The sequence below is a fragment of the Companilactobacillus jidongensis genome (assembly GCF_003946575.1).
In the GTDB taxonomy this organism is placed as follows: domain Bacteria; phylum Bacillota; class Bacilli; order Lactobacillales; family Lactobacillaceae; genus Companilactobacillus; species Companilactobacillus jidongensis.
Genome location: NZ_RHOP01000001.1, coordinates 130,522 through 156,645 on the forward strand (window position 1 = coordinate 130,522; position 26,124 = coordinate 156,645).

Below are 26,124 nucleotides of genomic sequence, written 5' to 3' on the forward strand. Positions count from 1 at the left end.
TAGAAAATTATACATTTAGAAGTTAGGTAGTACAAACTTCTAGTAAAACTTTTGCCAAAATAAAAACAGCCTTTCGGCTGCGATTATTTTTTATTCTTTTTTTCCTGTGCTTCTTTCATTGCTTCGTTAGGTTCGCCTTACTATTAGCGGTGAAATTCAACGAAATACCACGATTAAGAGCCACAGCTGTTACTTGATATGTCAAGGTTTCAATATATTCAACAACTGGACGTGAAATTTGTTCTACTTGCTTAGGTTCAAGATCTTCTTGTTCACCTTCGAATCCAACTAATTGAACAACTTGACCGATCAAACCTGAAACTTTGAACGGAGCATTTTCGGGATGAATTTCAAATGGAATGATTATTTGGAAAATCTTACCTTCAGACTCATCCAAATTATTTCCTTTTTCATCTTTAAAATCAGGATGTTCAATTTGAATTTGTAAATCTGACTTAACGTCAGCTGCTGGTGATTCTACATCATAATGAAAAGATTGAACCGTAACGGCTCCCTTATGTGTTTTCATAATACATATCCCCTTTTATAATCTTAAACGAGTTGCAGTAGTCTGCCGCACTGCTTCTACTATCCCTACTAGTCTAGTTTATCATGTTCATAGTGATGAGATAGTTCAAGTCCGGCAAAATTTTGTTGTCTAACTGCCTCATAAATTACTAAAGCACAACTATTGGAAAGGTTCAATGCTCGAATATTATCACTCATGGGAATTCTTAGACACTTATCAGGGTTATCACGCATAAAATCTTCGGGAAGCCCAGTTGTCTCTTTGCCGAATAAGAAATAATGATCTTTTGAAGTATCAGAATAATCTTGATCACTATACACTTTGTCTGAAAACTTAGTGATCAAATATAAATACTGATCATCAGGAACTGATTCTAAAAACGCATCTAAATTATCATGATATGTAATATCCACTTTGTTCCAATAATCTAATCCAGCGCGCTTCATGTGTGCATCATCAGTACTGAAACCCAGTGGTCTAATTAAATGTAATTTTGTATTTGTTCCAGCACAAGTACGGGCAATATTTCCTGTATTGGCTGGCATAAGTGGTTCGTACAAAGCTATATGGTTAGTCATTTAAACTTCTCCTCTACCTACAATTAAATTAAAAAAACGCATGCCCTCGGTGATCGCCACAGCAAGGACATGCGTTAGTTAAGCTTTTACCTTTACTTGCTTTTGTCAAAAAAATTTCTGAGAAAAACAAGTAACCGCAAAGTTTATAAACATTATACATAAAAAATAATTCAACTACAATATAAATTTGAATTATTTGTGAACTTTTTCTGAAGCGTCTGTGTCCTCAATAGCTTCATCAACTATTTCATCTTCAGCTTCATGATCATCATACCAATGGGAGTTCCGCTTGATCCATCTAAATACTCTGGTACAGATAATCTTTAGAATAGCAAAAATCGGAATTCCGGCAATCATTCCGATCAGTCCAAACAATCCAGCAGAAACTAACAAGACCAGAATAGTTGTAACAGGATGCATCGACATCTTATTACCAACAATTATTGGAGAGATGACACGAGTTTCAATCGTTTGTTCAACGGCGAAAACTATCAAAATTTTGATAACCATCGCTGGTGCAATGAATGCTCCAATGATCAATGAAGGTATTAAAGCCAAAGTTGAACCAACGTATGGAATTAAATTCAAAATTCCGGCACTGATACCAAGAATCAAAGCATATCGTTGACCGATGATCAGATAACCAACGAAGAACATCACTGCTACCCAGAAAGCAACTGTTAATTGACCAGTAATATAAGAACTAAGTGATTGGCTCATTTCTGTTAGCATCTCACCTGTTGACTTCTTCAATCTGGTTGGCATCAACGAAACAACTGACTCCTTAAATTTATTCTTATCTTTTAACATGAAGAATAAGATGAACGGAGCCGTTAACACAATAATAATAATATTGGTTACCGTGCTGACGGCTGAACTGATTCCACTAAAAGTCTGTGGCAAAATCTTGTTGATAGCTTGTTCAAAATTCTTAGCTATCTTAGCATTTGAATTTACCAAGTTTTCACGGAAAATATGTAATTTAGGATCTTTAAACATATTTTGCAAACTAGTATTCAATGCATCCCAGTAGTGTGGCCAATTTTCAACCAATGAATCAATTTGACTTTGAACAAACGGAATCAATGACATAACACCCCAGATCAGCAAAGCTGCAATAATAATAAAGACAAAGATTATTGAGATTACTCGACTGATATGAAATTTGTTTTCAAGCACATCAATCAATGGATTGATCAAATAATAGAGAACTAACGCCAGGATAACCGGTGGCATCGTAATTCCCAAAATCTGATTGATTGGGTCAAAGACAAAGTTTATTTGTGAAAATAAGAAAATAACTAGAAAAATAACGAAAATATTCAATAAAACAACTGTAACTTGGTTATTCAAAAACCATTTGTAAAACCAAGTTTCTTCTTTTTTTGGATTTTGTTTCATACTCGCTCCTTACGTGTACAAAAAATATCATAGTAAGATTATACTGTATACTATACATTGTTTGGAGGAATTTGTAATGAAAGAAAAAGTTCTCTTTAGTGGCTACACCAAAAAGGCTGGCAAGGGCGTCTATCAAGCTGAATTAGACTCAGACACTGGTAAATTGTCTACACCAGAAGTACTAGTTGAACTAGATAGTCCAACTTATATTGACGTGACCAACGATTTAAAACTTATCGCATTGGCTAAAAACGGCGATAAAGGTGGTATTGTAACTTACGATATCAGCAGTGGAAAAGCTGAATTACTAGATGAGGACTTCTCCGAAGAAGGTTCTCCATCATATGTAAAATTTGACGCAAGTCGTAGTTTAATTTTCAGTGCTTATTTTCATTTGAGTAAAGTTACAATTGATCATTTGACTAGTGAAGGTAAGATTGAGCGTTACTCCGAAACCAACTTCAAAGGTTCAGGACCTCGCCCTGAACAGGATCAATCCAAGCCTCATTACGCAGCACTAACACCAGATGGAAAACTTATCATCTGCGATTATGGTGCTGATCGTATTTATATTTATAATATTGACGATCCAAAGAATCCCGAATTATTAAACAACTATATTGCCCCATCAGGCTACGCTCCTAGACATTTAGTATTCCATCCTACTAAGCCATATGTCTATGTTGCTTGTGAATTGTCTTCAAAAGTTCTTGTTATGGAGTATAGCGAAGAGGACTCACGACTAACATTGGTAGACGAAATGGATGCTGCTAAGGACGAACAAAAAAACACTACCGCTGCGATCCGTATCAGTAAAGATGGTAAATATCTTTATGTATCAACGCGTGGAGCTGACACCATCGCTACGTTTGAAATCGACCCCAACGGAGATCGTCTCAAAAAAGTCGATACTGTAAAGACTAAGGGAAACGGACCCCGAGACTTTGAACTTGACCCCTCAGAAAAATATTTGCTAGTCGCAAATCAAGATTCAGACAATTTGACCATCTTCACACGTAGTTCAAAAAAGGGAAGATTGAATATTCTTGAAGAAAATATTTCCATTCCTGAGTGTGTATGTGTACACTTTATTTAGTTTCAAAATTATAGGAGAAAATAATTATGTTCATTGAGATTATAAAGACCATCATACTAGGTATTATCGAAGGTTTTACTGAGTTTCTACCTATTAGTTCAACCGGACATTTATACTTAGCTGATGAATTCGTTAAACTGAATGAAACAACTGCTTTCATTCGCATGTTTATGGTTGTTATTCAATTTGGCGCAATTCTAGCAGTTATCCTTATTTACTTTCACAAGTTAAACCCCTTTTCACCAAAGAAGAATCATCATGAAAAACGCCAAACATGGGATATTTGGTTTAAAGTTCTTGTAGCTATCATTCCTTCAGTTGTAGTTGGATTGCCATTGAATGATTGGATGGATAAGAACTTAACTAGCTGGCAAGTTATCTCCGCCACATTATTGATTTACGGTATTTTATTCATTGTCGTTGAAAATTACTTCAAGGGTAAACGTCCACAAGTCACTGATCTTGATAACTTATCATATGGAACGGCCTTTAAAATTGGACTTTTCCAGGTTCTCTCTCTAGTTCCTGGTACTTCACGTTCAGGTGCTACTATCCTTGGTGGTATCTCAATTGGTACATCAAGATTCGTCGCAACCGAATTTTCATTCTTCTTGGCTATCCCAACTATGTTTGGTGCCAGTTTACTGAAAATTGTGAAATACTTTGCTGGTGGAAATACATTTAGTGCTAGTGAATTGACTATTTTGTTAATTGGTACTTTTGTATCATTCATCGTTGCATATGCTTCAATCAAATTCTTATTGAACTATATTAGAAGCAATGATTTCAAGGCCTTTGGTTGGTACAGAATTATCTTAGCTATTCTTGTAATTCTATACTTTGGTTTCATAAAAGGTATGATTGCTTAAAATTAATACCAGAACGTCGCAAGACGTTCTTTTTTTGTGTACAATTATATTGGCCTAAAAAAATCGAAAGAAGTGATTCTTATTTATAAAGAAATCGCAGTAGAAAACTTTACGACTATCCCTCAAGCTGTCTTAGCTGGAGCTAATAGAATCGAATTAAATGACAACTTAGCCGTCGGTGGTACAACTCCTAGCACTGGCGTTTTACAAGAAACTACAAAATACTTGCAAGAAAAATCTATCCCACTAGTTGAAATGATCCGTCCCCGTGGTGGAAACTTCGTATACAATGACCTCGAGTTAAAAATGATGGAAGCAGATCTGTTCCAAGCTCAAAAACTTGGTGTTGATGCTGTTGCCTTCGGAGCATTGACTGCAACAGGTGAACTGGACGAAGAAGCTATGGAACAACTAATAGCCTCAAGTTCAGGCATGCAAGTGGTTTTCCACATGGCTTTTGATGATATTCCTGAAAATAAACAACACGATGCCATCGATTGGTTAGTCGAACACGATGTCGATCGCATCTTGACACACGGTGGCCCACTTAACATCAGTATCAATGAGACCATGGATAATATTAAGAAAGCCATGAATTATGCTGCTGATAGAATTACTATTTTACCAGGCGGCGGGATTACGTACGAAAACTGCGATGAAATTGCTTCCAGCTTAAATGTTAAAGAATTACATGGAACACGTTTAATTGATCTAGTTTAATAAATTATAAAAGCCGACTGAAATTAGTCGACTTTTTTTATTTGTTCATTTTCATACTTAATTGAATTACTGAATAAGATACTCATCATATCCTCAATCAATTGTTCTGAAATATTTTTATTATCTTTAAAATCATTTTTTAACTCAGCACGCATTTCTTTCATTCGTCCTGTTTTGACAACGGAAGTATGTGCTTGCTCCTTAACAGTAGCGACTTCTTTTACTACATCAAACCGTTGTGATATTAACTCAAATATTTGACGGTCAAGACTGTCGATCTTACTTCGTAATGGTAACAAATCATTTTGCTGTTGGGATTCAATAATTTCACGAGCGATCTTAATTGGTTTCTTATTAGTCGTTTCAATCGTTACATCAGATAGCAATTGATAAAAAGTACCTCGACGATTCCAACAATTCTGTAAGTCGATGACTGACATTCTACGTAGCATGGGGCGAACATTATCATGTGACAAACGTTCCAGAACATTAGATAAGTTAGTCTTCAAGTAAATCACTTGTGCAGTTGATTCTTGGATAAGTTGACGATTGATTCTTGACTCAACTACTCCGCCACCAGTACTAATAATGCCATCAAAGCTAAGTTGACTCTCCAGAATTTTTGTTTCCGCTTTTCGAAATTTCTCTTCACCAAATTGTTCCATAAATTTTTTAGGAGATAACTTCCTTTCACGGGTGAATTCGTCATCTAGATCAAGTAATGGTCGATTAGTAATATTGGCTAGAACTGTCCCTACAGTCGTTTTTCCAGCTCCCATAAAGCCGATCAGAATTATTGTTCTACTCATGTAATTCACCTACCTCTTGACGTATTCGCTGTGCTACTGTAATTTCCCCAGTTAATTTCGTAATATTACTTTCGATTAAATTCTGCTTGTAGCTTTGTAATGTAATAATTAGTTGATCAATACCATCCACAACTGAATCACGGTTACTTAATAATATTTGTGACCACATTTCTGGATTAGATTGAGCAATTCTGGTCGTGTCAATGAATCCACCAGCTACATTTTCTTGCCAATTCAATTGATTGTTTGGTAATCCATTATCAATTGAATTAACTAATGCAAATGCTGCCACATGAGGCAAATCACTGATACTCGTTACTAGCTTGTCATGTTCTATAGCTGAAATAGCTTGAATCTTGGAATGTAATGGTTCTAATAAATTACTTAATAATTTTATTTTCTGGATCTCACCAACCAAGAAAAATGGCTTATCAACAAACATATCTTTGTTTCGATTACGAATTCCTCTTTTATCGGTCCCTATCATTGGATGCCCGCCAACAAAATTTGGTAATCCTTTAGCTAACTCCATGATTTCATATTTGGTTGAACCGATATCTGTGACTATAGTTTTGTTTGATAGATTCATATACTGCAGCAATTGCAGATATTTTTTGATCATTTTAATGGGACCAGCTAAAATTATCAAATCAGAATCTTTAACAACTGGTGAATCCCAGGAGATCATTTCATCCACTACTCGTTCCTCAAGTGCTATCTTACAAGTTTGTCTGTTACTATCGATTCCTAGGACCTTCGAATTTGAAGTACGCAATTCTTCAGCGATTGATGCTCCCATAGCTCCCAATCCAACAACGATTATCGTTCTCATCAAACCACCAGCTTCCCTAATTCGTGAAAAAAGGTTGGATATGAAATATCCACTGAATCATCATCATCTAGAATGACTTCACCATCAGTTATCAATGATGCAATTGTCAGCATCATAGCAATCCGATGATCTTTATGTCCTGAAACATGTGTCTTGTCGGCCTTTAATTGTACAGGGCCATCAATAATGAATCCGTCGTCTGTTGCTTGAATTTTGGCACCTAATTTTTTCAATTCAGTTGTAACGGTTATAATTCGATCACTTTCTTTTAACTTAAGTTCAGCGGCATCTTTAATAATCGTACGACCAGTTGCCCGCGTGGCTGCCAGCACAATTATAGGAATCTCATCGATACATGCTGGTATTACTTTACCGCTAATATTAATTGCTTTTAACTTGCTAAAGTGTGGCGTTATGTCGGCAATGGGCTCACCATCAGAATTGCTTGCTTGAATATCGACCATAGCATTCATTTGATTCAAAATCTCAATGACACCGGATCTGGTTGAATTGATTCCAACATTCTTAATCATCAAATCACTGTCTTTGACTAACAAACCAGCAACTATCCAGAATGCTGCTGAAGAAATATCCCCAGGGACTACAACATTAGCAGCGGATAAGTGTTGATCAGATGGAATTGAAATTTTTGCCCCGTCGATCTTAACTTCAGCACCAAATTGTTGCAGCATTACTTCAGTATGATTACGAGTCTTGAATTCATCGACAACAGTTGTTTCCGCACCACTAGTGACCCCAGCTAATAATACTGCGCTCTTAACTTGCGCTGAGCCAATTGGTAATTCGAAGTCGATTTTACTTTTCAAATGGCTTTGATGAATAGTCGTAGGCAATTTGCCATTGTTACTACTAATGTTGGCACCGACATTACTTAAGGGATTGATAACTCGATCCATTGGCCGCTTGGACAAACTATCATCACCTATAATCCTAGCGTTTAAGCCTGCCCCGACGATTAATCCCGTTAATAATCTAGTTGATGTACCTGAATTGCCCATATCAAGAACTTCATCAGGATCATGCAAACCGGACACTCCATGCCCTTCTACCTCAGTTATATTAGCTTGTTCAGTTATTTTGACACCTAAGTCCATCAAAATCTGCTTAGTTGTATTAACATCTGCTGAATTCAGTAAATTAGTAATCCTAGTCGTTCCATCAGCTATTGCGCCAAGCATCAAAGCTCGGTGAGAAATACTCTTGTCCCCAGGAACTGAAATTATTCCCTTCAGAGATGTTGCTTTATTTAATTTTTTCATTCTTCTCCTCCATGAAATATCTATTCAATTCCTCAATCGTTGGTTGTCCGGGAGCAGATGATTTACCCAAGGTACCAAAAGTAAATTGTGATCCATATTTGATACCTTCGTAACGGCTACTCATTCCCTGTTCACCCATACTGATTGCAATTGTTGGTTTAACAATGTTATTCGTCACATTCAGAACAAAGTTCACATCTTGTTTGGATGTGGGTGTAACGGCTGCTTTTACAATATCAGCTGTACTATGATCAATCTCCACCATAATGTCTAATAAGTTATCGGGCGTACTTTGAAAATTGTGATATGAACCAATTATCTTTGTCTCATGATCATGTGCCAATTCAAGTAAATCTTTTACTTCTGAAAACAATCTGTATTCAATGTCAATTACTGAGATACCTGCTGAGATAGCACTAGCATAGATTCGCTCATATTGTGCTTTATTGAAGTCAACCTCTCCACCTTCGGCTTTAGTTCTCCAGGTGACAATTATTGGCAATCTCGTCGATTCATTTATCACTTGAAAGGTGGAAAATGTCAACGTACTCAAGTTATTCCAATAATCTATTCGAAGCTCTATCATATCTGCAGGAGATTGATTAATATCCGTTATAACGGCTAAAGTGTCATTTAAATTTCGTTCAACGATGGGAACAATCAAATTAGGACGATCATCATTTAAAGTAATTTGCTTCATAACTCATTCACCTGATTAATTATTCAAAAATTCTGGTATTGATTCTAAAGACTTTGGCACAATTATAGGTAGACCAATTTCAGACAAAGCTACCAAATTTAGTTGTTTACCATCGTTCTTTTTGTCATTTTTCAAATGCTCAAAAAATTCATTTGTACCAATCAAATCTGAATCAATGGGTAATCCAACAGCTAATAGTCTGTCAGTTATTTCTCTAGTTACACCCTTTTTAGTTAACCCAATGTTTTCAAAACACTGACTGATTCTGACCATTCCGATTGCTACTGCTTCGCCGTGCTTAAGTTCTCCATGTGCTAATAACTCAATTGCATGGCCAAATGTATGACCAAAATTTAAAACTCGACGTAAGTTTTGTTCCTTCTCATCCTTCATGACAATGTTAGCCTTTAAATTGATCGAGCGCTTTATCAATTCAGTAGCATTATCCAATATTCCAACTGGATCCCTGATTTTTCCAGTTAGTTCAAAAAATTCTCCACCTTTCAGTGCACTACACTTGACGACTTCACCATATCCTTCAACCAAATTTCGTTGAGATAGAGTTTTTAGAAACTCAGGATCAATAATAACCAAGTCTGGTTGATGAAATGTACCAATAATATTTTTGACTTCACCCAAATTAACGGCTGTTTTGCCACCAACACTTGAATCGACCATAGCTGTCAATGAGGTAGCAATCTGAACGAATGGGATACCACGCATATACAAACTCGAAACTAATCCTGATAAATCACCGACAACTCCACCACCAAGCGCTACAACACCATCTTTTCTTGTAAATCCTTCTGTTGCCATCTCAGAAATGATTTTGCTGACGGTGACTAAGCTCTTGGATTGTTCACCAGCTGGCACGACTTCAGTTAAAATTTCAAAGCCAGCAGTTTCTAATTGTGATACAGTCTTGTCTAAATAATATTTTGCGACCTGCTTATCAGTAATTAGAACGATTTTTTTTGCTTTCCAAATTGATTTAACTAGGTTACCAATTTCTTGATGCAATCCAGACTTTATTTCAATATTGTAAGTTTTGGTTGGTAAAGTTACAGTTATCATTTTTTACGCTTCTTTCACTAATTCATGAATTTGATCAGATAAACTTGCAAGATGCTTGAATTGTTCTGGTGTTAAAGCTTGTTTACCATCAACAAAGGCTTTTTCAGGATGATCGTGAATCTCAGTCATTAAACCATCTGCTCCGGCGGCAACAGCAGAAATGCCAATTGGTGTAACTAAGTCAGATACACCGGCAGCATGTGACGAGTCGGCAAGAATTGGGTAATGTGTTAATTGTTTTAGAACAGGAATAGCAGAAACATCCATGGTATTACGCGTGTACTTATTGTCGAAGGTTCTAATTCCACGTTCCATCAACATGATCTGTGTATTACCGCCAGCGGCAATGTATTCGGATGCGTTCAATAAATCATCAATTGTTGCAGACATACCACGCTTAAGAATAATTGGTTTGCGTAATTTGCCTAAAGCTTTCAAAAGAGAAAAGTTTTGCATATTACGAGTTCCGACTTGGAAAATATCCGTGTACTTGTCGACCAATGCAATATCTCTGGTATCCATAATCTCAGTTACCATATCCATTCCTAATTTATCGGCAGCAGCACGGTGGGCTTTTAAACCGATTTCCCCGTTACCTTGGAATGTGTATGGATTAGTTCTGGGCTTGAATGAACCACCACGTAACATCGTTCCACCAGCGTCTTTAACCGCTTTCCCCATCTTCAAAACATGCTCAGGAGATTCGATTGAATCGGGGCCTGCAATTTTAGTAAATGAACCATCTCCTACGACACTGTGTTTTGTACGAATAATAGTATTCTCAGGATGGAATAATCTTGACGCTTGCAATGCAGCAGGATTATCGGTGATAACTTCTTCAGCTTCGATTTCAAAAGGTACATCTTCTAGACTTTTAGCATGGGCAAAACCGACACGATTGTTATGTTGAAAGACATCTTTTAATCCAACTTTTTCAGCTTGTTCCATAATTTTATTAGCACTCTCTGTATTGTTAGCTACGATAATCATATTAATTCCCTCATTTTTCATTATTATTATTTATTTACTACTTCATTCATTAATTCAATTGGTGCTTTTTGCCTGAACCAAATTTCAAAGCTCAATGCTCCTTGTGAGACCAACATATCCAAGCCATTTTTAGTTTTCAACCCTGCCGAATTAGCATATTCAAGAAACTTAGTTGGTTGATCTCGATAAATAATATCGACCGCTGATCCACCATTCATTAATTCAAAATCTGCTTTCGACAAGATACTGGCATCATCTCTCATACCAACATTAGTGGCATTGATAACTAGATTCGTCTCAGGAAGAGTAGCTCTAATATTGGCTAAATCTTCTAATTCAATATTCTTCAATTTTTTAATTTCTTTTGCATGTTGTTTGAACCGAACACTGTGATGATTGAAAACATGTATTGTGACATCATTAGGCTTGGAAGCCAAGATAGATCTTGCTGCACCACCCGATCCAATCAATACCACCGTTTTGGGATGAGAATTGATTGTCTGCCAGAAACCATTACCATCAGTCGAATGTCCGATCCATTTACCATTGACATTTTGAACAGTATTAACTGACTGAAGCTGATTTGCTAAATCGTCAATTCCATCTAGATAATCGATTATTTTGTTCTTGAATGGCATCGTGACATTGAATCCTTGAATATTAAGATGCCTTAAACGTTCTACTTCAACGCTCAATTGATTTGGTGAGAATTCAAAAGCTTGATACTTGGCATTAATATTCAATTTTTTCATAGCGGCGTTATGCATTCGTGGTGATTTAGAATGCATCGCTGGAAATCCAATTAATCCATACAGCTGTTGTTCCATAATCTCCACTCCTTTAATTAAGACGCCAAGCGTTCACGATTACTTCTGACTAATTTCTGAACTTTATCAACTACATCTTCAACAGTGAAGTTGAACATATCTTCAACATCCGCTTCATCACCTGATCTGCCAAAACTATCCATCCCAATGATCTCACCATCTAAACCAACTAAGTTGGCCCAACCAAGTGAACTGCCCATTCCAATTGCAATCCGGCAACGTTGATTATCTGGTAGAACACTCTCACGAAATGATGAGGCTTGTCTCATAAACACATCTTGATTTGGCATCGAAACGACTCTTACATGTACACCATTCATTGCCAACTGGTTCTGGGCTTCACGTGCAAGTGGTAACTCAGTACCATTTGCCATTAGGATCGCTGAAAGTTGACCGTGTTCAAATGATGAAACATAACCACCTCTCGATTGAAGAAGTGTGGCTGAATTATCATTTTGCAATTCTTCAATATCTTGACGACTGAGAATAATTACTGTCGGTTTATTAGTTGACTCTATGGCTGTTCTCCATGCCGCTGTAATTTCATTGGGACTTCCTGGTCTAATTACGTTCAAATTAGGTATGCTCTGCAATCCAGCCATCTGTTCAACTGGTTGATGAGTTGGTCCATCAGATCCTACCGCAATTGAATCATGTGTTAATACAAAAGTGACCGGCAACTTTTGAAGTGCACTCAAGCGAATAGCACCTTTCATGTAATCAGAAAAGACTGTGAAGGTTGATCCGAATACTTTGACCCCACCATGTAATGCCATACCGTTCAAAATCGTTGCCATTCCGAATTCATGAACTCCGAAGGGAATATTTCTTCCCAGTGGATGATCAGCATCAAACATCCCTCCGTCATCAATATTAGTCTTAGTCGATGAAACCAAGTCCGCTGATCCACCAACCAAATTGGGAATTTGGTCAGCCAGTGAATTCAAGACTTCCTTACCAAAGACACGTCCATTCTTCTTAGCACCGATGTCAAAATGTGGTAATTGATTGTCAGCTAACTTGACTGGTGCAAATGATCTCAACAACTCAGAACGTTGATTAGAATTGTGTAATTCATCTTCCCAAGTTAATCTAGCGTGATGACCACGTTCTAAAACTTGTTCTCTAAATGATTCTCTAACCGCATCAGTAACTTCAAAGTCATCATGATGCCAATTGAGATTATCTTTCAATACCGCAATTTCTTCTAAGCTAAGTGGTGCGCCGTGAACCTTGTTAGTCCCTTGATTCGGTGTTCCACGACCAATTACCGTACGAATCTCAACAAAGCTTGGTCGATTCGATTTTTTAGCGGCTGCGATTGCCGTATCTATTTCAGCAACGTTTTCACCATCTTCTACTAAGAAAGTATCGAATCCGTATGATGCAAAACGTTGTCTGACATTGGTCTTAAATGAACGATCAGTTGGTCCATCAAGTGAAACATCATTTGAATCGTACAAAACAATTAGACGATTGAGATTATTATTACCAGCGAACTCCGAAGCTTCATGAGATACACCCTCCATTAAGTCACCATCACCAACAATTACGAAAGTATCATGTGACATCAACTTGCCAAATTGTGCTTCCAAGCGCTTCTGAGTCATTGCCATACCAACACCCATGCCCAATCCTTGTCCAAGTGGACCAGTTGTTGCATCTACACCAGGTACAACGCCGAATTCTGGATGTCCGGGAGTTTTGGAACCCAGCTTTCTAAATGATTTCAAATCATCAATTGATAGATCAAATCCGGCTAAGTGTAAGAAGCTGTATAGCAATGCTGATCCGTGTCCAGCTGATAGAACTAAACGATCACGATTGATCCACTTTGGAGAAGTTGGATCGATTACCAAATGCCGTGTTGCCAGTGTGTATAGAGTCGGTGCCAAATCTATGGCAATTCCTGGATGACCAGAACCGGCTCTAGTAATGGATTGAACTGCTAACATTTTCATGGTGTTTATATTTTCTCTATCTTGTTTCATAATATTTGCCTTCTCTATTTAAAATTGTTTAATTTCTTCACGGTAATTTTTTAATTGTTCTTTTAAACGTCCCAAATTATCTGTATCAAATTTATCTAATATAGCCTTCGCAATTTCAATTGCTACCATATGTTCTGCAATTACTGCAGCTGCTGTAACAGCGGTAATATCTGATCTCTCGATACTCGCCTTGTGTTGAGTGTGTGTATCAACATCGACCGACATCATCGGTCGATACAAGGTAGGAATGGGTTTGACGACTCCACGTACCTTGATCATTTCGCCAGTTGTCATACCGCCCTCAAATCCACCAAGATTGTCAGATCCACGATAGAATCCAGAATCCTTAGACCAAAATATTTCATCCATAACTTCACTGCCAAACTTCTGTGCATTGTCAAAGCTATCTCCGAAATCAACTCCCTTGAAAGCATTGATTCCAACAATACTGGCAGCAATCTTGGCGTCTAGCTTGGTATCGGCTGAAACATAAGAACCTAATCCAGCTGGAACGCCTGTAACAATCACTTCAACTGTTCCACCAACTGTGTTTCCTTCCTGCTTAGCTTGATCAATGACTGCTTGCATCTTAAGATCTGTCGTTGAATCTAAAGTTCTTGTGGGGAAACTCTCACTGACTTTTCTCAAGTCTTCCAAACTCTCAAAATTAGTTAGTAGATCCATATCTGTTTGAACTGGCCCAATGTTGGCGACGAATCCATGAATATCAATATTTAATCCCTTAAGCAATTTTTTAGCTACGGCACCAACTGCCACTCTCATAACTGTTTCTCTAGCTGACGAACGCTCCAAAACATTTCGTAGATCCTTATGGCGATACTTCATCCCACCAACTAGATCAGCATGTCCTGGTCGCGGTCGAACAACTTTTCTAACTGAATTTTCTTTAGTTGGTTCATCATCTGGCGACATTACGCTGGTCCAATGTTCATGATCATCATTGTGAACATTCAAGGTGATCGGTGATCCAAGTGTCATCTGATGTCTAACTCCTGACAGAATAGATACAGTATCACTTTCGATTTTTTGACGATTACCACGACCGTATCCGTGCTGCCTGCGGCTGAGTTCTTGATTGATATCTGCATTAGTGATCTTTAATCCTGAAGGAATTCCCTCAATAATTGCTAATTCCTCAGGTCCATGACTCTCTCCGGCTGTTGTGTATCTCATTTTGAATTCCCCCAAAATTTGTAATAAAAAAATAGCGATAAACCAATCAACTTGGTTTATCGCTATCAAAATAATCTATTATCCTAAAACAAAAATGAACAAGAATAAATTACTATTGAAGTTTACTTAACCAAGTGATGAAATTGTTACCTTCACTCGATTAAACAAACAACAAAATTGTTTTATATCGAGTGTGCCTGATCGACACACTCACGTGACGACCAGCTAGATATAAAACCAATAATAATTTCTCAAATTGTTTGTAAACTGTCTCATTTTTGTTTCCTGCCTTTATTAGTTATTTTTTAATGTTTCTCAGTTACTTTTAACATGCACATAACTTAGCATTATTATTTTTATTGTGCAAGTCCGTTTTCAATATTTAAGTCTTAATTTCTCGCCATTAGTTACAGTCATCATTGTTAAATAGGCGTTTATTGAAACAAATAAATTTTTTAATTAAATTAAAAAGTGGCCCTGATTTACCATCAGAACCACTCTTATTCACATTCGTACAAATGATTGCATAAATAATCCAGCAATACTGAAATAGATCAATACACTAGTCAGATCACTAAGTGTTGAAATAAATGGACCACTGGCAACTGCCGGATCGAATCCAAAACTAGACATCAGCATTGGAATCAAACTACCTGCCAAGTTGGCAACTGTGATCGCAGCACACATTGCTAGGCCAATAACCATTCCTAGAATAAAATTGTGTTTCCACAATCCGACCAATAGTGTGACTGAGATTCCTGTTACAACACCAGTAATAAATCCAGTCAAAAGTTCCTTAACAATTAACTTAAAGAATTCATGACGATCGATTTCCTCAACAGCTAATCGCCTCACTGCAACAGCCAAACTCTGTGTACCTGCATTACCAGCGGTACCGGTAATGGTCGAGATAAATACTGCTAAAATACTTGCTTCCGCTAACAAACTTTCATAATGATTGATCAAAGTAGCTGTAATCATACTCAGTAATAACAAAGTAATCAGCCAAGGCAAACGCTTGGAGGCTGCTTTGAGAGGATTATCCTGATCTGTCTCATCAACACTAACACCGGCAAGTCCTGAATAGTCTTGTAAGGATTCGTCATCAATAACTTCAATAACATCATCAACCGTAACGATACCGACCATCTGGTTAGCATGGTCAACAACGGGAACAGCAAGGAACTCATAGTCTCTGAAGACCTTAGCAACTTCTTCTTGATCAGCATCAACGTTCACCGTTATAACGTCGCTATTCATTTGTTCACCTAAGGTATCTTCAGGCTTCAACATAATGAGATCACGTAAGGACATAACACCGACCAAGTCATCATGATTATCTAAAACGTACAAATAATAAATCGTCTCGGCAGTTTCAGCGAACTTACGCAAATCATTGATTGCATTACCTGCAGTTTCTTCTTCATGAAAACGAACGTAGTCCGTCGTCATAATACCACCGGCAGTCTCCGTGTCGTAATGTAGTAATCCACGAAGATTATTGGCATCTGCTCTTGGCATCTGGCCTAAGAATCGATCAACATCAGCCTTATCCAAATGCTCCAAAACATCAGCGGCATTATCATCGTACATATCATTCAGCATTTCTGCTGCAAAATCCAGATCCATTTCTTTTAAAAATTCGGGAATTTCTGGTAAGTCATCTTCAATAGTATCGAACATGTCACCCATTTCATCTGGTTCTAAAAGTGAATACAAGCTTAAACGTTCTGGCTTATCTAAGGTAAGGTAGAAAGTACTCTGGTCATAAAAATGCATATCTAGATAGGTTTTTCGAAATCGTTTCTTATCACCTTTGTCCAGATAATTTTTCAGTTGTGCAAACTTTTCTTGCAGTCGCTTTTCATTTTCATCCATCACTCTCACCCCTTTAACATACCCCTTAACAATACCATATCTTGGGGAATTGGCGCTTTTAATTTTAGTAAACATTTCGTTATAGGATGAATGATATCTAATTCATAACAATGCAGTGCTTGACGATCTATCCGATTGTCTTTTCGGTGACTATACATTTCGTCTCCAATAATCGGATGTCCTGTTGCACTTAGGTGAACTCGAATTTGATGCGTCCGTCCCGTCAGCAGCTTCAACCTCAATAGGCTAGCTGTTTTAAAACGTTCCACCGTTTTATACATCGTCTGCGAATCTTTGCCTTTTTGCCAGTCAATTACTCGCAAATAATATGCCTTCGGATCAATACCGATCGGTAGATCAATCAATCCTGAAGCAGGCTCCATTTGTCCATCTATCAGCGCCAGATAATACTTTTTGAAACCATCTGTATGCAAAATTTGGTCTAATAAAGAATGGGTATATGAATTTTTGGCAAATACCATTAGTCCTGAAGTATCACGATCCAATCTTGTCACCAAATGAATCGAGCTATTCTCATGTTTTGCTTCTAAATAATATTTAACAACATTAGCCATCGTCTTACTAGTCCTTGCCTTAGCGGGTAAACTAGCAATTCCAGGTGGCTTATTCACAACTAATAAATACTCGTCTTCATAAATAACGTCGACCTCACCTGCCATTGGTTCAATCAGGGTTGATGGTTGTTCATCATTCAGAACTACTAACAGTGAATCATCTGTTTTCATCTTAAAATCAAAATGGCGTTGTTTATGATTAACGAAAATTTGACCGCCTTTATTTTTCAAATTATGCAATTGACTCGAAGAAAAGTGCTGATGCTCTAAAAACTTGCGTAGTATCTTCTTATCCGTATCTTTGATCGTGAATTTTAAATAACGATTATTGTTGCTCATCCTGACCTAAGAAGGCAGTCTCTACTCTAGTCCAGAAATGGCGGTGACGATATTGAGCAAATTGGGCACGTTGATAATTTAATTTAACGGAGATTTTTCTGACGTTTTTCAACTTAGTTGAGATTCCGTCACAAGTGATAACATAATCATCAGCCTTATGTGGATAAAGATCTACCTGTTGATTGTGGGGAATAATAATTGGTGATGAAATTGTTCTATAAACACGGTTGTTGATTGAGGCCATTTCAACCATCTGATAAACACTGATTTTTGGATGGATCAAGGCGCCACCAATGGCTTTGGAATAGGCAGTCGAACCAGTTGGGGTCGAAAAACAGAGTCCATCTCCACGGAAATTCTCAAAGAATTCTCCATCAAGATTGACCTTAGTCTTCATAGTCAGAGCTGACAAACGACGAATAACTGTCTCATTAATGGCTGTCTCGTGGAATGATTCACCCTCAACGCGTTCAACTCTGACATCCAACAGTGGATAACTAGTTGACGGAATCTTCTCGTTACACTTGATAATGCAGTCAACTAATTCGTCGATTTCCTTATCAGTCCAGTCAGAATAGAACCCTAAGTGTCCCGTATGTAACGCCAAGAATTTCACAGTATCCAAGTGTCCCGCATAAGCATGGAAGGTACTTAAAAGAGTTCCATCACCACCTACACTGATGACTAGCAACGGATCACGTCGATCTAATTCCATCCCATTATCAACCAAAGCTTGTCTGATCTTATTAGCAGCAGCTATCGACTGCTCCTTGTTATTATTGTTTACCCAAAATTTCATTATTATTTATCCTTATGCTCCGTTGTATTATTTACATCTCGCTTACGATCAGTGAAATACTGTTGTGCATCTTGAATTTCTTCACGAATCTTCGACATTTCTTCATCCAGCATAAATGAGGCTTCAGCCGCACGTTTCAACCGTTCGTTGATCTCGTCTGGAAAATCACCTTGGTACTTGTAGTTAAGTGAATGTTCGATCGTCGACCAAAAATTCATCGCCAAAGTTCGGATCTGAACTTCTGCCAAGATGTTTTTCTGGCCATTCGCAGTCTGAATAGGATACTCTATAACTACATGGTATGAACGATAGCCACTTGACTTACTGTTGGCAATATAATCACGTTCCTCGATCACACGCATATCTTCCCTGATATGTAATAGTCTAGCAACGTCATAAATATCTTCAACAAATTGACATTGAATTCTAATCCCAGCGATGTCTTGCATATCTTGTTCCAGCAGATCTTCAGAAATATAACGACGACGCATCTTTTCTTTGATGCTCTCAATTGTCTTAACACGACCAGTCACGAATTCAATTGGTGAGTGTTCGTTTTTTTCTAGAAATTCCTTACGAAGATCTCTAAACTTGATTTTTAATTCATCTACTGCCTGTGAATATGGTATCAAAAACTCATTCCATTTGATTTCTGTCATGATAACCCCACTTACTTCCTTATTTAATATATCGTAATTCCGAGTGAGTTGCACTATAATGAGAAAATTACGAAAAAATTAGACTCGTGAGTTAAAAGTTTTACCTTTTATAATATTGCTGTTAGAATGACTATGCTAAAGAGATGGAGGGAATCAAAATGTGGGAAGTATTTATTTATATAAATCCCGTATGTTCGTATTGCCTAAAGGTCGAACAATCAATTATTGACTTCACAAGAAAACATGAAATTGAAACACAATATCATTTTGTTACAAATTTTAACATGGAAACAATTAATGATTACATTCAATTACAAGGTTATAAGTTATGCGACTTAAAACAACGCGCCCGCGCTACTCAAGAAGTAGAAGAAGCTGCTCGCTTGTACAAAGCCGCATCATGTCAAGGAAATAAAAAAGCTCGTAACTTTTTAATGAACCTACAAGAACAGATCAGCATTGAGGATAATCCTTTTAATGATGAAACTATCAAAACTGCTATCGTCAACAGTGGTTTGGACTACAAATCCATAATGGCTGAAAAAAATAGTGAATGCGTTGAACTCGGAATTAAACGAGACAAACAATTGTCTAAAGAAATGCATATCGAAAAAGCTCCAACAATCGTCATCTTCGATAATGAGCACCCTGACAAACCAGGTCTGATGATCAACGACTTTGGTAGCAAAATATCTGAAGAGGTCATCAATCATAACTTAACAATGATGCTAGAATCTACGATGCCTCAAGTTAAACCAGCTTATATTAATAACAGTACTGTTGTAAGTATTGACCAATTCAGAAGATAACATCAGTTATCTTCTTTTTTTGTACACAAAAACGGTTGTCGCAAGTACTCTGGCTTCTCTCCACAAACTAACTTCCATTGATGATTCTGATAAATCGGCTTGAGTGAGCCGAATTTTTTTTGCTTCAAAAAATCCTCCACTGTCTGTTTATTGGATTGATAAAATTTTAGTTTCAGCGCATCGGATTTTTTACCTTTGAGTTTGCGAATCTTCTCCAATTGATATGGATCTATTTCTAACAGCAAGTTCTCAGTCAAGTCAGCTTTGAATTCTAATAACTGCTGAATATCCTCAATTAAAAAAGCCTTTTGTTTATATCTAATTTTATTAAATGGTCCAAATAATTTAATACCGTAAAATAAATTTATTTGTTCATGCTCTGAATCCAACATAATCAAGTAGAACCCCCACGATTTGCGATATGAGATGAACTTCAAGTGTGCCCGGTCAATTTTATTAGACAAGTATTCTCCGCCTAATATCCAAATATTTGGGATTTTCAACGCATGGTAACTTTCCACTCGATTAGACAACTTATCTGCATTAATTTTTGCACACTGATACTCAATGATCGTCTTGCGGTTGATAAAAATATCCGGTCGCTGTTTGATTGTCTTCAAATAATACTCCGACTCAATATCTTGATAACCAAGAATCTTCAGAGCATCGATGATTAATTTTTTGCCCTTCTTATGAATATCACGTTCATTCTCATCATTGTGATTGGCAGTCTCATGCTTAAAAAAAGCATTGTTGTCATTCTTGACCAAAATCACTGGTCGCTCGCATTTTACACAAAAATATTTATCTTCGAAATTACTCTCGACTGCATTAGTCAGTTGCTTATCCTGGTTAAGTGCCGCATACATATTTTTCACCTCTTAAACTAAATTACGTGAAAAATAAAAAAAACGTGCCAAATAGACACGTTAGAACCCTTAGAAATACTGAACCAATCGCTTATTTCCAGTTCCGTCGAAGTAAGTCTGAAAATTAGTATTGAACACATATTCCAGATTTTGGTTGTCAAGAATCGACGTATTGCCACCATTAACGATCATGCCATCCTTATACAGTAAAACCCAGTCTGACAACATTGCTAAGGTATCAATATCGTGGTCAACAATGAAGAAGGATTGATATTGCTTCCGAAAGCGAATTAGATTGACCAACTTAGCCTTATATAGCGGATCAAGATTGTTAAATGGCTCATCTAAAAAAACATAGTTAGTGTTCTCAATCAAGACCGATAAGACCAATAACACCTGTTGTTGCCCGCCAGATAGATTGTTAAAAGACTCATCCAGTTTATCTGACAACCCGAAGTAATCAACGAATTCCATATAGTTAATATTCTGTTGATTACTCATATCAAGAATCGATCTAACACTGATCAAACCGTAGACACGCTCACGCTGATTAAAATACGAAACAAGTTGTGAACGCTGTTTGATCGGCATGTTTAAGAAATTGGTATTTTGATAGAGAACTTGCCCTTGATAATCTTGAATCTGCCCCGTCATGATCTTCAATAAGGTACTCTTACCACTACCGTTGGGTCCAATCAGCGACGTCACACCCTGCTCTGGTAATGTCACTGACAAATTATTTATTATTAACTTATCATCATATGAATAACTAATATTCTTTGCTTCCATGGCTGCCTCTCAATACAAAATAAAATAAGATCGGTGAACAGATCAAACTACTGATCAATCCTGCGGGAACTTCAACTGGGAAGAACAAATTACGGCCAATGAAATCGGAGATCAACATCAAATTAGCTCCCAACAAGACAGTATCAAAGAAATAGTTATTCGTCTTCGTACCATTGATTGACTTAACAATATTAGGAATAACAATTCCGATGAAGAGAAATTCCCCCACAATACCAACAACTGTCGCAATAATAATACTTATGATAACGAGAATATAAATATTTATTTTTTTAATATCAATTCCTAATTCAGTAATCTTGTTGTCATTGAATGAATAATAGGGGATGTACTTGTCGAACAAGACTAGTACTGACAACAAGATGCCACCAAGTATCACCATTAAATAAGTCACATTAGGACTGACCAGATTGAAGCCTGAAAAAAGCGAATTATCAGTGTGCGTAATGTAGCTCATCACCTGATTCAAACTTATGAAGAACACCGTTAAACAGACACCAAATAAAACAAAACGAGTCGGCCCGATGTCCTTAGACTTCAACCAAATCAAAATTGCGACCAAGATAAACGAACCCACAGCTCCGTATATAATATTTGAACCTAAGAATGCCGGTAAAAATATTGCTAATAGATTCTTGAAGAAACTTGTACTAGAAGTCAGCCCAACTAATCCCGGATCAACTAAGTTATTTCTAAAAATCAATTGCAAAAACAAGCCAGCAATACTGATCAAACCACCAGTAAATAGTGCCACCATCGTTCGACTGATCCGTAGTTGTAAAATTGGATAATCACTTGTTTGAATATCAAACAGATTCACCATACTATTGTCACCTGAGAAAATATTCAAGAAGACAAATATTAATAAGACAATAATATTGAAGAACAAAAACTTATTAAACTTACTCTGCTTACTTATTGACAATTTTATCAATCCCATTCATCGCTTTAATAACGTTCATATTGGCAGTGGATGAATAAGTAGGTTCTCTCAGGTAATAAACCTTCTTATTCTGAAAAGCTGGTAATGACTGCCACATCTTATTAGAGAATTCTTGCTTAAATGACTTTTCCACCGTCGCCGGCATCGCATGTGCTAAGCAAATAACAATCTCCGGTTTGGATTTCTGAATCTCTTCCATATTGACTGAAATATATTCACCATGTGAATTCTTCGGTTCGATCACCTTATTATTAGTGATTTCAACCAATGAACCAATGTAAGAATTACTAGTGGCTTGTAAGTAACTGCCGCCAGGCATTCCGAATAATACTAAGACACGTTGACGAGGACGATTCTTATTCTCTTGCTCAATAGCACTTTGCCGCTTATCCAACTTATCAACGAATGCCTGTGCATAAGTTTCCTTATGGTATTTCTTTGCCAGCATATTCATAGACTTCTTCAAGTCAGCGACTGTCTGCAAATTAACATACTTAACGTTGATATCATTAGATTTATAACTGTCACCTTGCATATCCTTCAGAGTCGTCACCGAATAAACCGAATCAGCATTCAGTTTTTTGATTTTTTCCATATTAGGAGCATTCGGTGTTCCCACTCGTTCAACATGCTTGTAGTCCTTAGGTAGAGGGTACTCAGAACTCGGCATCCCCTTCAATTCCATGTGCAATTCATCCGCCATCCAAGTCAATGCATCGGTCGTCATCACAACCGAACCGCTCTGCTTAGCCTGATTGACTGACAAAGTATGCAATAAAAATATTGCTACCAAACTGATCAACCAAAGAAAAAAGACGAAGATTATTTTTTTAGAAGAATTTCTTCGTTGCAAAATATCCTCCGCCTGCTACCAATGCCACTACGGTCGTGACTGCTGTAATTTTTGGAATATTGATATTGTTAACTTTATTTTTTTTGTCTTTTTTCTCGATAGCTTTGGTCTTACTATCTGACTTCTTAACTGGAGCTTTTTTCTTACTACCATTACTGATTTTCTGAGGTTTACCGATAGTAACAGCACGTTCACCATTATCAGCTGAACTATTATCAGTCGAATTTTCGGCAGAGTTACCATCGTTGGCATTGTTATCAGTTTTTCCAGAATCAGCTGCTTGCACATTCTGTCCACTATTATCGCTAGAAGCAGCTGTTGATGCAGAGTTACCACTGCTCAAGCTAGGAGTATCAAGAAACTTCAAAGTAAAAGTATGTGTTGCATGAATATTGTACGAATCAACATTGATCGTCATCGTACCAGTAATATTCGATAATTGATCAGATTCAAATGTAATAGCTGAATAATAATTTCCGGCATCCTCATAATTCTTGATTCCGGTGGTATTAACGTTCATCGACTTAACTTGAACTGGATACTTACCCAACGCCTTCTGAGTTTTGATCGTATAGGTAACTTGGTACTTGTTATTGACGATATCGAGTTGGGCAGGTTTGACCATGTAGGCATCAGCATAACTAGTATCACTCGTTCCAGATTTTAAGGCACTGAAGTTGATAGTTGCGGCATCAGCCGTCAGTTGAAGGCTATTAAACAGTGCCACAATCGAGAACATTAGACTGGCAAAAATTAAATACCCTATCTTCTTCATTATTTTTTACCTGTAAATCTAGCTTTGCCAGCACCAGCCAATGTGACAGCCAGAAGAATGAACCCTGCATACATGATATATACTGGTAAACTTTTGGCGTCCGTTTGTGGTAGTGTGCTTGATGATGTACCCAGCGTTGTTCCACTTGTAGCAGCAGTACTTGTTGGTGTGCCTGCTACTTGTGTATTAGTATTGTTGGACGGATTAGTGATCGGCAAATTAGTTGTATCAAATACTAGGTCAGCTGATTCAGTTCCACTGAATAATCCTCCAGCAATATTCATAGTCATTTTTACAGGAATAACACTGTTCAAATCAGATAAACTGTCAACATTGAACTTGAAACTCGTTAAATAAGTGCTGTCATCTGACGTAGTTGTAACTGTATTTTGATCAACATCTGTGCCATTCACAGCATCGATTTTTACAGCATCTGCACCATATGAAAGTGGGTATTCCATTTGAACTTCCACATTGAACGTACCATCGTCATTTGGTGTTACAAAAGCTGTCTTAGTGAAATACTGTGATGAAGCTGAGGCTGTACTTGTACCTGTCTTGTTGACAACATATGGTACTTTATATTCGTCCGCAATTGTATCATCTGTAGTCGTTCCAGTATTATCAGCTACCGTAACTGGCGTCTTGGCATTTGCATCAGCAATAGCTTGTTGAATAGTTGTACTCATTGCTGAAATTCCAGATTTCAAAGTCGTTATTTTACTGTCAATAGTATCTTTGGCAGTTTTGGCAGTATCAATTGCTGATTGAATCTTGTTAATTTCGGCTTCAGTAGCGGCATCTTTAGCAGCCTTCAAGTCACTTAGATCACTCTTAATTGCAGCTATTTTAGTCTTAAGTTGTGAAATTAATTTATCAATCTGTGCTTTAGTAGCTTGTAGTGATGAGATTTTTGAAGTTACATTATCAATTATCGTTTTAGTAGCATCAGACGTACCAGCGGCATTTTTTAATTCAGCCAATTTAGCTTTTAATGCGGTAAGCTGTGTATCTAAGGCTGTACTTGCTGTATCTAAAGTATCTTTGGCTGTGGATAAGTCTGTTAAATCGGCGTCTGCAGCAGTTATTTTATCGGTTACAGTTGAGTCTGGAGTTGGTGTTGGATCTGCCTTTTTGAATAGTTCCTCGGCTTTTGTTATATCAGCTGTATCGGTTTCCATGAAAGCATCTGCTGTTACCTTAATCGGATCCATTCCAGGAAATAAAATAATCTTCATAGACATATTAATAGGTATAGGATTCTTCAGTTCATTTAAACTACTGACATTAAAACTAAAATCCATTGTATATCCATCGGTATCATTACCACTCTCTGTGACATCATTTGCAGAAATGGTTTTTCCATTTATGGAATTGATGGTAACTGCATCCTTATTTAATCCAGATGGAATTGTAATCTTTAATGCAACATTGTATGTTCCATCTGAATTTTGTGTAATAGTAGAATGTTCATCTGCATTATCAACTGTAGGATCAACGGAAAAATACTTATTTGCAGCAGATAGTTCTGATGTCGGAACTGATTTACCGGTTGAATCAGTAGTTGCTTTATACATTTTAATTTTTGCAGTTGTACTTTGTTCGTCCACTTTAGTAGCAGATTTAGTATTAACCGATAATAATTTACTCAACGTAGTTTTACTATCACCCAAAAGTTTGCTAATCAATGTATCAGTACTAGCAGCACTAACCTCAGTAGGACGGTCAGCAATATAACCTGTAGCAGTACCAACACTCCCCATCAGAATCAACGCCGCACTAAATAGTGTTATTCCCTTATACTTCATAATTTAATCTCCCCTATCAAATTGAAGTTTATCGAATTTCTAATATCGATAAATGTAATTTAAGAGTATAACAGCGTTTTCATTACGTCAATACATAACGTCTATATTTGGGAATAATAA

At 37.1% G+C, this 26,124-nt stretch carries 26 protein-coding genes; 4 read left to right on the forward strand and 22 right to left on the reverse strand.

Features of this window, described 5'->3' with window-relative positions; translation table 11 throughout:
• Positions 1-115 precede the first annotated feature (115 nt).
• The 3 genes from EKM68_RS00575 to EKM68_RS00585 all read right to left on the reverse strand — a co-directional run bounded on the left by EKM68_RS00575 (position 116) and on the right by EKM68_RS00585 (position 2,508).
• On the reverse strand, positions 116-529 hold the full coding sequence (locus EKM68_RS00575; RefSeq protein ID WP_125587730.1) for a DUF1149 family protein: 414 nt from the start codon (positions 527-529) through the stop codon (positions 116-118).
• Positions 530-597: 68 nt separating this feature from the next.
• Positions 598-1,107, reverse strand: a complete 510-nt coding sequence (gene trmL, locus EKM68_RS00580; RefSeq protein ID WP_125587731.1) for a tRNA (uridine(34)/cytosine(34)/5-carboxymethylaminomethyluridine(34)-2'-O)-methyltransferase TrmL — start codon at positions 1,105-1,107, stop codon at positions 598-600.
• A 192-nt stretch (positions 1,108-1,299) separates the two neighbouring features.
• On the reverse strand, positions 1,300-2,508 hold the full coding sequence (locus tag EKM68_RS00585) for an AI-2E family transporter (protein WP_125587732.1): 1,209 nt from the start codon (positions 2,506-2,508) through the stop codon (positions 1,300-1,302).
• A gap of 76 nt (positions 2,509-2,584) precedes the next feature.
• Here EKM68_RS00585 and EKM68_RS00590 point away from each other — a divergent pair, with 76 nt between their 5' ends.
• The 3 genes from EKM68_RS00590 (at position 2,585) to EKM68_RS00600 (ending at position 5,193) form a co-directional block, all read left to right on the forward strand.
• The gene (locus EKM68_RS00590; protein WP_125587733.1) at positions 2,585-3,604 is read left to right on the forward strand and encodes a lactonase family protein; all 1,020 of its coding nucleotides are present in this window, start codon (positions 2,585-2,587) and stop codon (positions 3,602-3,604) included.
• A 26-nt stretch (positions 3,605-3,630) separates the two neighbouring features.
• The gene (locus EKM68_RS00595) at positions 3,631-4,473 is read left to right on the forward strand and encodes an undecaprenyl-diphosphate phosphatase (protein ID WP_125587734.1); all 843 of its coding nucleotides are present in this window, start codon (positions 3,631-3,633) and stop codon (positions 4,471-4,473) included.
• Positions 4,474-4,554: 81 nt separating this feature from the next.
• Positions 4,555-5,193 (forward strand): copper homeostasis protein CutC, encoded by a 639-nt coding sequence (locus tag EKM68_RS00600; protein WP_125587853.1) that lies wholly within the window; start codon positions 4,555-4,557, stop codon positions 5,191-5,193.
• A gap of 23 nt (positions 5,194-5,216) precedes the next feature.
• Here the strand turns inward: EKM68_RS00600 and EKM68_RS00605 are convergent, their stop codons facing one another.
• The 13 genes from EKM68_RS00605 to EKM68_RS00665 form a co-directional block, all read right to left on the reverse strand.
• Positions 5,217-6,002 carry a shikimate kinase gene (locus EKM68_RS00605; protein WP_125587735.1) on the reverse strand — a complete coding sequence of 262 codons (786 nt, stop codon included), beginning with the start codon at positions 6,000-6,002 and terminating at the stop codon, positions 5,217-5,219.
• Positions 5,995-6,834, reverse strand: a complete 840-nt coding sequence (locus EKM68_RS00610) for a prephenate dehydrogenase (RefSeq protein ID WP_225422941.1) — start codon at positions 6,832-6,834, stop codon at positions 5,995-5,997. The genes EKM68_RS00605 and EKM68_RS00610 overlap by 8 nt, the downstream gene beginning before the upstream one ends.
• Complete coding sequence (gene aroA / locus EKM68_RS00615; protein ID WP_125587737.1) at positions 6,834-8,114, reverse strand: 3-phosphoshikimate 1-carboxyvinyltransferase; 1,281 nt, start codon at positions 8,112-8,114, stop codon at positions 6,834-6,836. Before aroA ends, EKM68_RS00610 begins: the two co-directional genes overlap by 1 nt.
• On the reverse strand, positions 8,098-8,814 hold the full coding sequence (gene aroD, locus EKM68_RS00620; protein WP_125587738.1) for a type I 3-dehydroquinate dehydratase: 717 nt from the start codon (positions 8,812-8,814) through the stop codon (positions 8,098-8,100). The genes aroA and aroD overlap by 17 nt, the downstream gene beginning before the upstream one ends.
• 15 nt (positions 8,815-8,829) lie before the next feature.
• Complete coding sequence (aroB, locus tag EKM68_RS00625; RefSeq protein ID WP_125587739.1) at positions 8,830-9,888, reverse strand: 3-dehydroquinate synthase; 1,059 nt, start codon at positions 9,886-9,888, stop codon at positions 8,830-8,832.
• Positions 9,889-9,891: 3 nt separating this feature from the next.
• The gene (gene aroF, locus EKM68_RS00630) at positions 9,892-10,878 is read right to left on the reverse strand and encodes a 3-deoxy-7-phosphoheptulonate synthase (RefSeq protein WP_125587740.1); all 987 of its coding nucleotides are present in this window, start codon (positions 10,876-10,878) and stop codon (positions 9,892-9,894) included.
• Between the two features lie 26 nt (positions 10,879-10,904).
• A complete protein-coding gene (gene aroE, locus EKM68_RS00635; protein ID WP_125587741.1) occupies positions 10,905-11,705 on the reverse strand; it encodes a shikimate dehydrogenase in 801 nt (266 codons plus the stop codon).
• Positions 11,706-11,722: 17 nt separating this feature from the next.
• Positions 11,723-13,696: a transketolase gene (tkt, locus tag EKM68_RS00640; RefSeq protein WP_125587742.1), complete on the reverse strand. Its 1,974-nt coding sequence runs from the start codon at positions 13,694-13,696 to the stop codon at positions 11,723-11,725.
• An 18-nt stretch (positions 13,697-13,714) separates the two neighbouring features.
• Entirely contained in the window at positions 13,715-14,890 is a 1,176-nt protein-coding gene (gene aroC / locus EKM68_RS00645) for a chorismate synthase (RefSeq protein ID WP_125587743.1), read from the reverse strand.
• A 504-nt stretch (positions 14,891-15,394) separates the two neighbouring features.
• Positions 15,395-16,768 (reverse strand): magnesium transporter, encoded by a 1,374-nt coding sequence (gene mgtE, locus EKM68_RS00650; protein ID WP_125587744.1) that lies wholly within the window; start codon positions 16,766-16,768, stop codon positions 15,395-15,397.
• A 5-nt stretch (positions 16,769-16,773) separates the two neighbouring features.
• Entirely contained in the window at positions 16,774-17,682 is a 909-nt protein-coding gene (locus tag EKM68_RS00655; protein ID WP_125587745.1) for an RluA family pseudouridine synthase, read from the reverse strand.
• Positions 17,669-18,481 carry an NAD kinase gene (locus EKM68_RS00660; RefSeq protein WP_125587746.1) on the reverse strand — a complete coding sequence of 271 codons (813 nt, stop codon included), beginning with the start codon at positions 18,479-18,481 and terminating at the stop codon, positions 17,669-17,671. The genes EKM68_RS00655 and EKM68_RS00660 overlap by 14 nt, the downstream gene beginning before the upstream one ends.
• Before the next feature lie 2 nt (positions 18,482-18,483).
• Positions 18,484-19,140, reverse strand: coding sequence for a GTP pyrophosphokinase (locus tag EKM68_RS00665; protein WP_125587747.1), 657 nt, complete (start codon positions 19,138-19,140; stop codon positions 18,484-18,486).
• 158 nt (positions 19,141-19,298) lie between these two features.
• On the opposite strand from EKM68_RS00665, the gene EKM68_RS00670 reads away from it, so the two are divergent.
• A complete protein-coding gene (locus tag EKM68_RS00670; RefSeq protein ID WP_125587748.1) occupies positions 19,299-19,949 on the forward strand; it encodes a DsbA family protein in 651 nt (216 codons plus the stop codon).
• Between the two features lie 2 nt (positions 19,950-19,951).
• On the opposite strand, the gene EKM68_RS00675 is transcribed toward EKM68_RS00670, so the two are convergent.
• The 6 genes from EKM68_RS00675 to EKM68_RS00700 form a co-directional block, all read right to left on the reverse strand.
• A complete protein-coding gene (locus EKM68_RS00675; RefSeq protein WP_125587749.1) occupies positions 19,952-20,818 on the reverse strand; it encodes a competence protein CoiA in 867 nt (288 codons plus the stop codon).
• 69 nt (positions 20,819-20,887) lie between these two features.
• Positions 20,888-21,607, reverse strand: a complete 720-nt coding sequence (locus tag EKM68_RS00680; protein WP_125587750.1) for an ATP-binding cassette domain-containing protein — start codon at positions 21,605-21,607, stop codon at positions 20,888-20,890.
• A complete protein-coding gene (locus tag EKM68_RS00685; protein WP_164509314.1) occupies positions 21,588-22,550 on the reverse strand; it encodes an iron ABC transporter permease in 963 nt (320 codons plus the stop codon). The genes EKM68_RS00680 and EKM68_RS00685 overlap by 20 nt, the downstream gene beginning before the upstream one ends.
• Positions 22,537-23,421, reverse strand: a complete 885-nt coding sequence (locus tag EKM68_RS00690; RefSeq protein WP_125587752.1) for an ABC transporter substrate-binding protein — start codon at positions 23,419-23,421, stop codon at positions 22,537-22,539. The genes EKM68_RS00685 and EKM68_RS00690 overlap by 14 nt, the downstream gene beginning before the upstream one ends.
• Positions 23,399-24,196, reverse strand: a complete 798-nt coding sequence (locus EKM68_RS00695; protein WP_125587753.1) for an NEAT domain-containing protein — start codon at positions 24,194-24,196, stop codon at positions 23,399-23,401. Before EKM68_RS00695 ends, EKM68_RS00690 begins: the two co-directional genes overlap by 23 nt.
• On the reverse strand, positions 24,196-26,004 hold the full coding sequence (locus EKM68_RS00700) for a coiled-coil domain-containing protein (RefSeq protein ID WP_125587754.1): 1,809 nt from the start codon (positions 26,002-26,004) through the stop codon (positions 24,196-24,198). Before EKM68_RS00700 ends, EKM68_RS00695 begins: the two co-directional genes overlap by 1 nt.
• Positions 26,005-26,124: the final 120 nt, after the last annotated feature.

What these genes read in the sequence shown, in the direction of transcription:
- EKM68_RS00575 (WP_125587730.1), bottom strand. Translation starts at nt 529, where the DNA reads ATGAAAACACATAAGGGAGCCGTTACGGTTCAATCTTTTCATTATGAT.
- trmL (WP_125587731.1), bottom strand. Translation starts at nt 1,107, where the DNA reads ATGACTAACCATATAGCTTTGTACGAACCACTTATGCCAGCCAATACA.
- EKM68_RS00585 (WP_125587732.1), bottom strand. Translation starts at nt 2,508, where the DNA reads ATGAAACAAAATCCAAAAAAAGAAGAAACTTGGTTTTACAAATGGTTT.
- EKM68_RS00590 (WP_125587733.1), top strand. Translation starts at nt 2,585, where the DNA reads ATGAAAGAAAAAGTTCTCTTTAGTGGCTACACCAAAAAGGCTGGCAAG.
- EKM68_RS00595 (WP_125587734.1), top strand. Translation starts at nt 3,631, where the DNA reads ATGTTCATTGAGATTATAAAGACCATCATACTAGGTATTATCGAAGGT.
- EKM68_RS00605 (WP_125587735.1), bottom strand. Translation starts at nt 6,002, where the DNA reads ATGAGTAGAACAATAATTCTGATCGGCTTTATGGGAGCTGGAAAAACG.
- EKM68_RS00610 (WP_225422941.1), bottom strand. Translation starts at nt 6,834, where the DNA reads ATGAGAACGATAATCGTTGTTGGATTGGGAGCTATGGGAGCATCAATC.
- aroA (WP_125587737.1), bottom strand. Translation starts at nt 8,114, where the DNA reads ATGAAAAAATTAAATAAAGCAACATCTCTGAAGGGAATAATTTCAGTT.
- aroD (WP_125587738.1), bottom strand. Translation starts at nt 8,814, where the DNA reads ATGAAGCAAATTACTTTAAATGATGATCGTCCTAATTTGATTGTTCCC.
- aroB (WP_125587739.1), bottom strand. Translation starts at nt 9,888, where the DNA reads ATGATAACTGTAACTTTACCAACCAAAACTTACAATATTGAAATAAAG.
- aroF (WP_125587740.1), bottom strand. Translation starts at nt 10,878, where the DNA reads ATGATTATCGTAGCTAACAATACAGAGAGTGCTAATAAAATTATGGAA.
- aroE (WP_125587741.1), bottom strand. Translation starts at nt 11,705, where the DNA reads ATGGAACAACAGCTGTATGGATTAATTGGATTTCCAGCGATGCATTCT.
- tkt (WP_125587742.1), bottom strand. Translation starts at nt 13,696, where the DNA reads ATGAAACAAGATAGAGAAAATATAAACACCATGAAAATGTTAGCAGTT.
- aroC (WP_125587743.1), bottom strand. Translation starts at nt 14,890, where the DNA reads ATGAGATACACAACAGCCGGAGAGAGTCATGGACCTGAGGAATTAGCA.
- mgtE (WP_125587744.1), bottom strand. Translation starts at nt 16,768, where the DNA reads ATGGATGAAAATGAAAAGCGACTGCAAGAAAAGTTTGCACAACTGAAA.
- EKM68_RS00655 (WP_125587745.1), bottom strand. Translation starts at nt 17,682, where the DNA reads ATGAGCAACAATAATCGTTATTTAAAATTCACGATCAAAGATACGGAT.
- EKM68_RS00660 (WP_125587746.1), bottom strand. Translation starts at nt 18,481, where the DNA reads ATGAAATTTTGGGTAAACAATAATAACAAGGAGCAGTCGATAGCTGCT.
- EKM68_RS00665 (WP_125587747.1), bottom strand. Translation starts at nt 19,140, where the DNA reads ATGACAGAAATCAAATGGAATGAGTTTTTGATACCATATTCACAGGCA.
- EKM68_RS00670 (WP_125587748.1), top strand. Translation starts at nt 19,299, where the DNA reads ATGTGGGAAGTATTTATTTATATAAATCCCGTATGTTCGTATTGCCTA.
- EKM68_RS00675 (WP_125587749.1), bottom strand. Translation starts at nt 20,818, where the DNA reads ATGTATGCGGCACTTAACCAGGATAAGCAACTGACTAATGCAGTCGAG.
- EKM68_RS00680 (WP_125587750.1), bottom strand. Translation starts at nt 21,607, where the DNA reads ATGGAAGCAAAGAATATTAGTTATTCATATGATGATAAGTTAATAATA.
- EKM68_RS00695 (WP_125587753.1), bottom strand. Translation starts at nt 24,196, where the DNA reads ATGAAGAAGATAGGGTATTTAATTTTTGCCAGTCTAATGTTCTCGATT.
- EKM68_RS00700 (WP_125587754.1), bottom strand. Translation starts at nt 26,004, where the DNA reads ATGAAGTATAAGGGAATAACACTATTTAGTGCGGCGTTGATTCTGATG.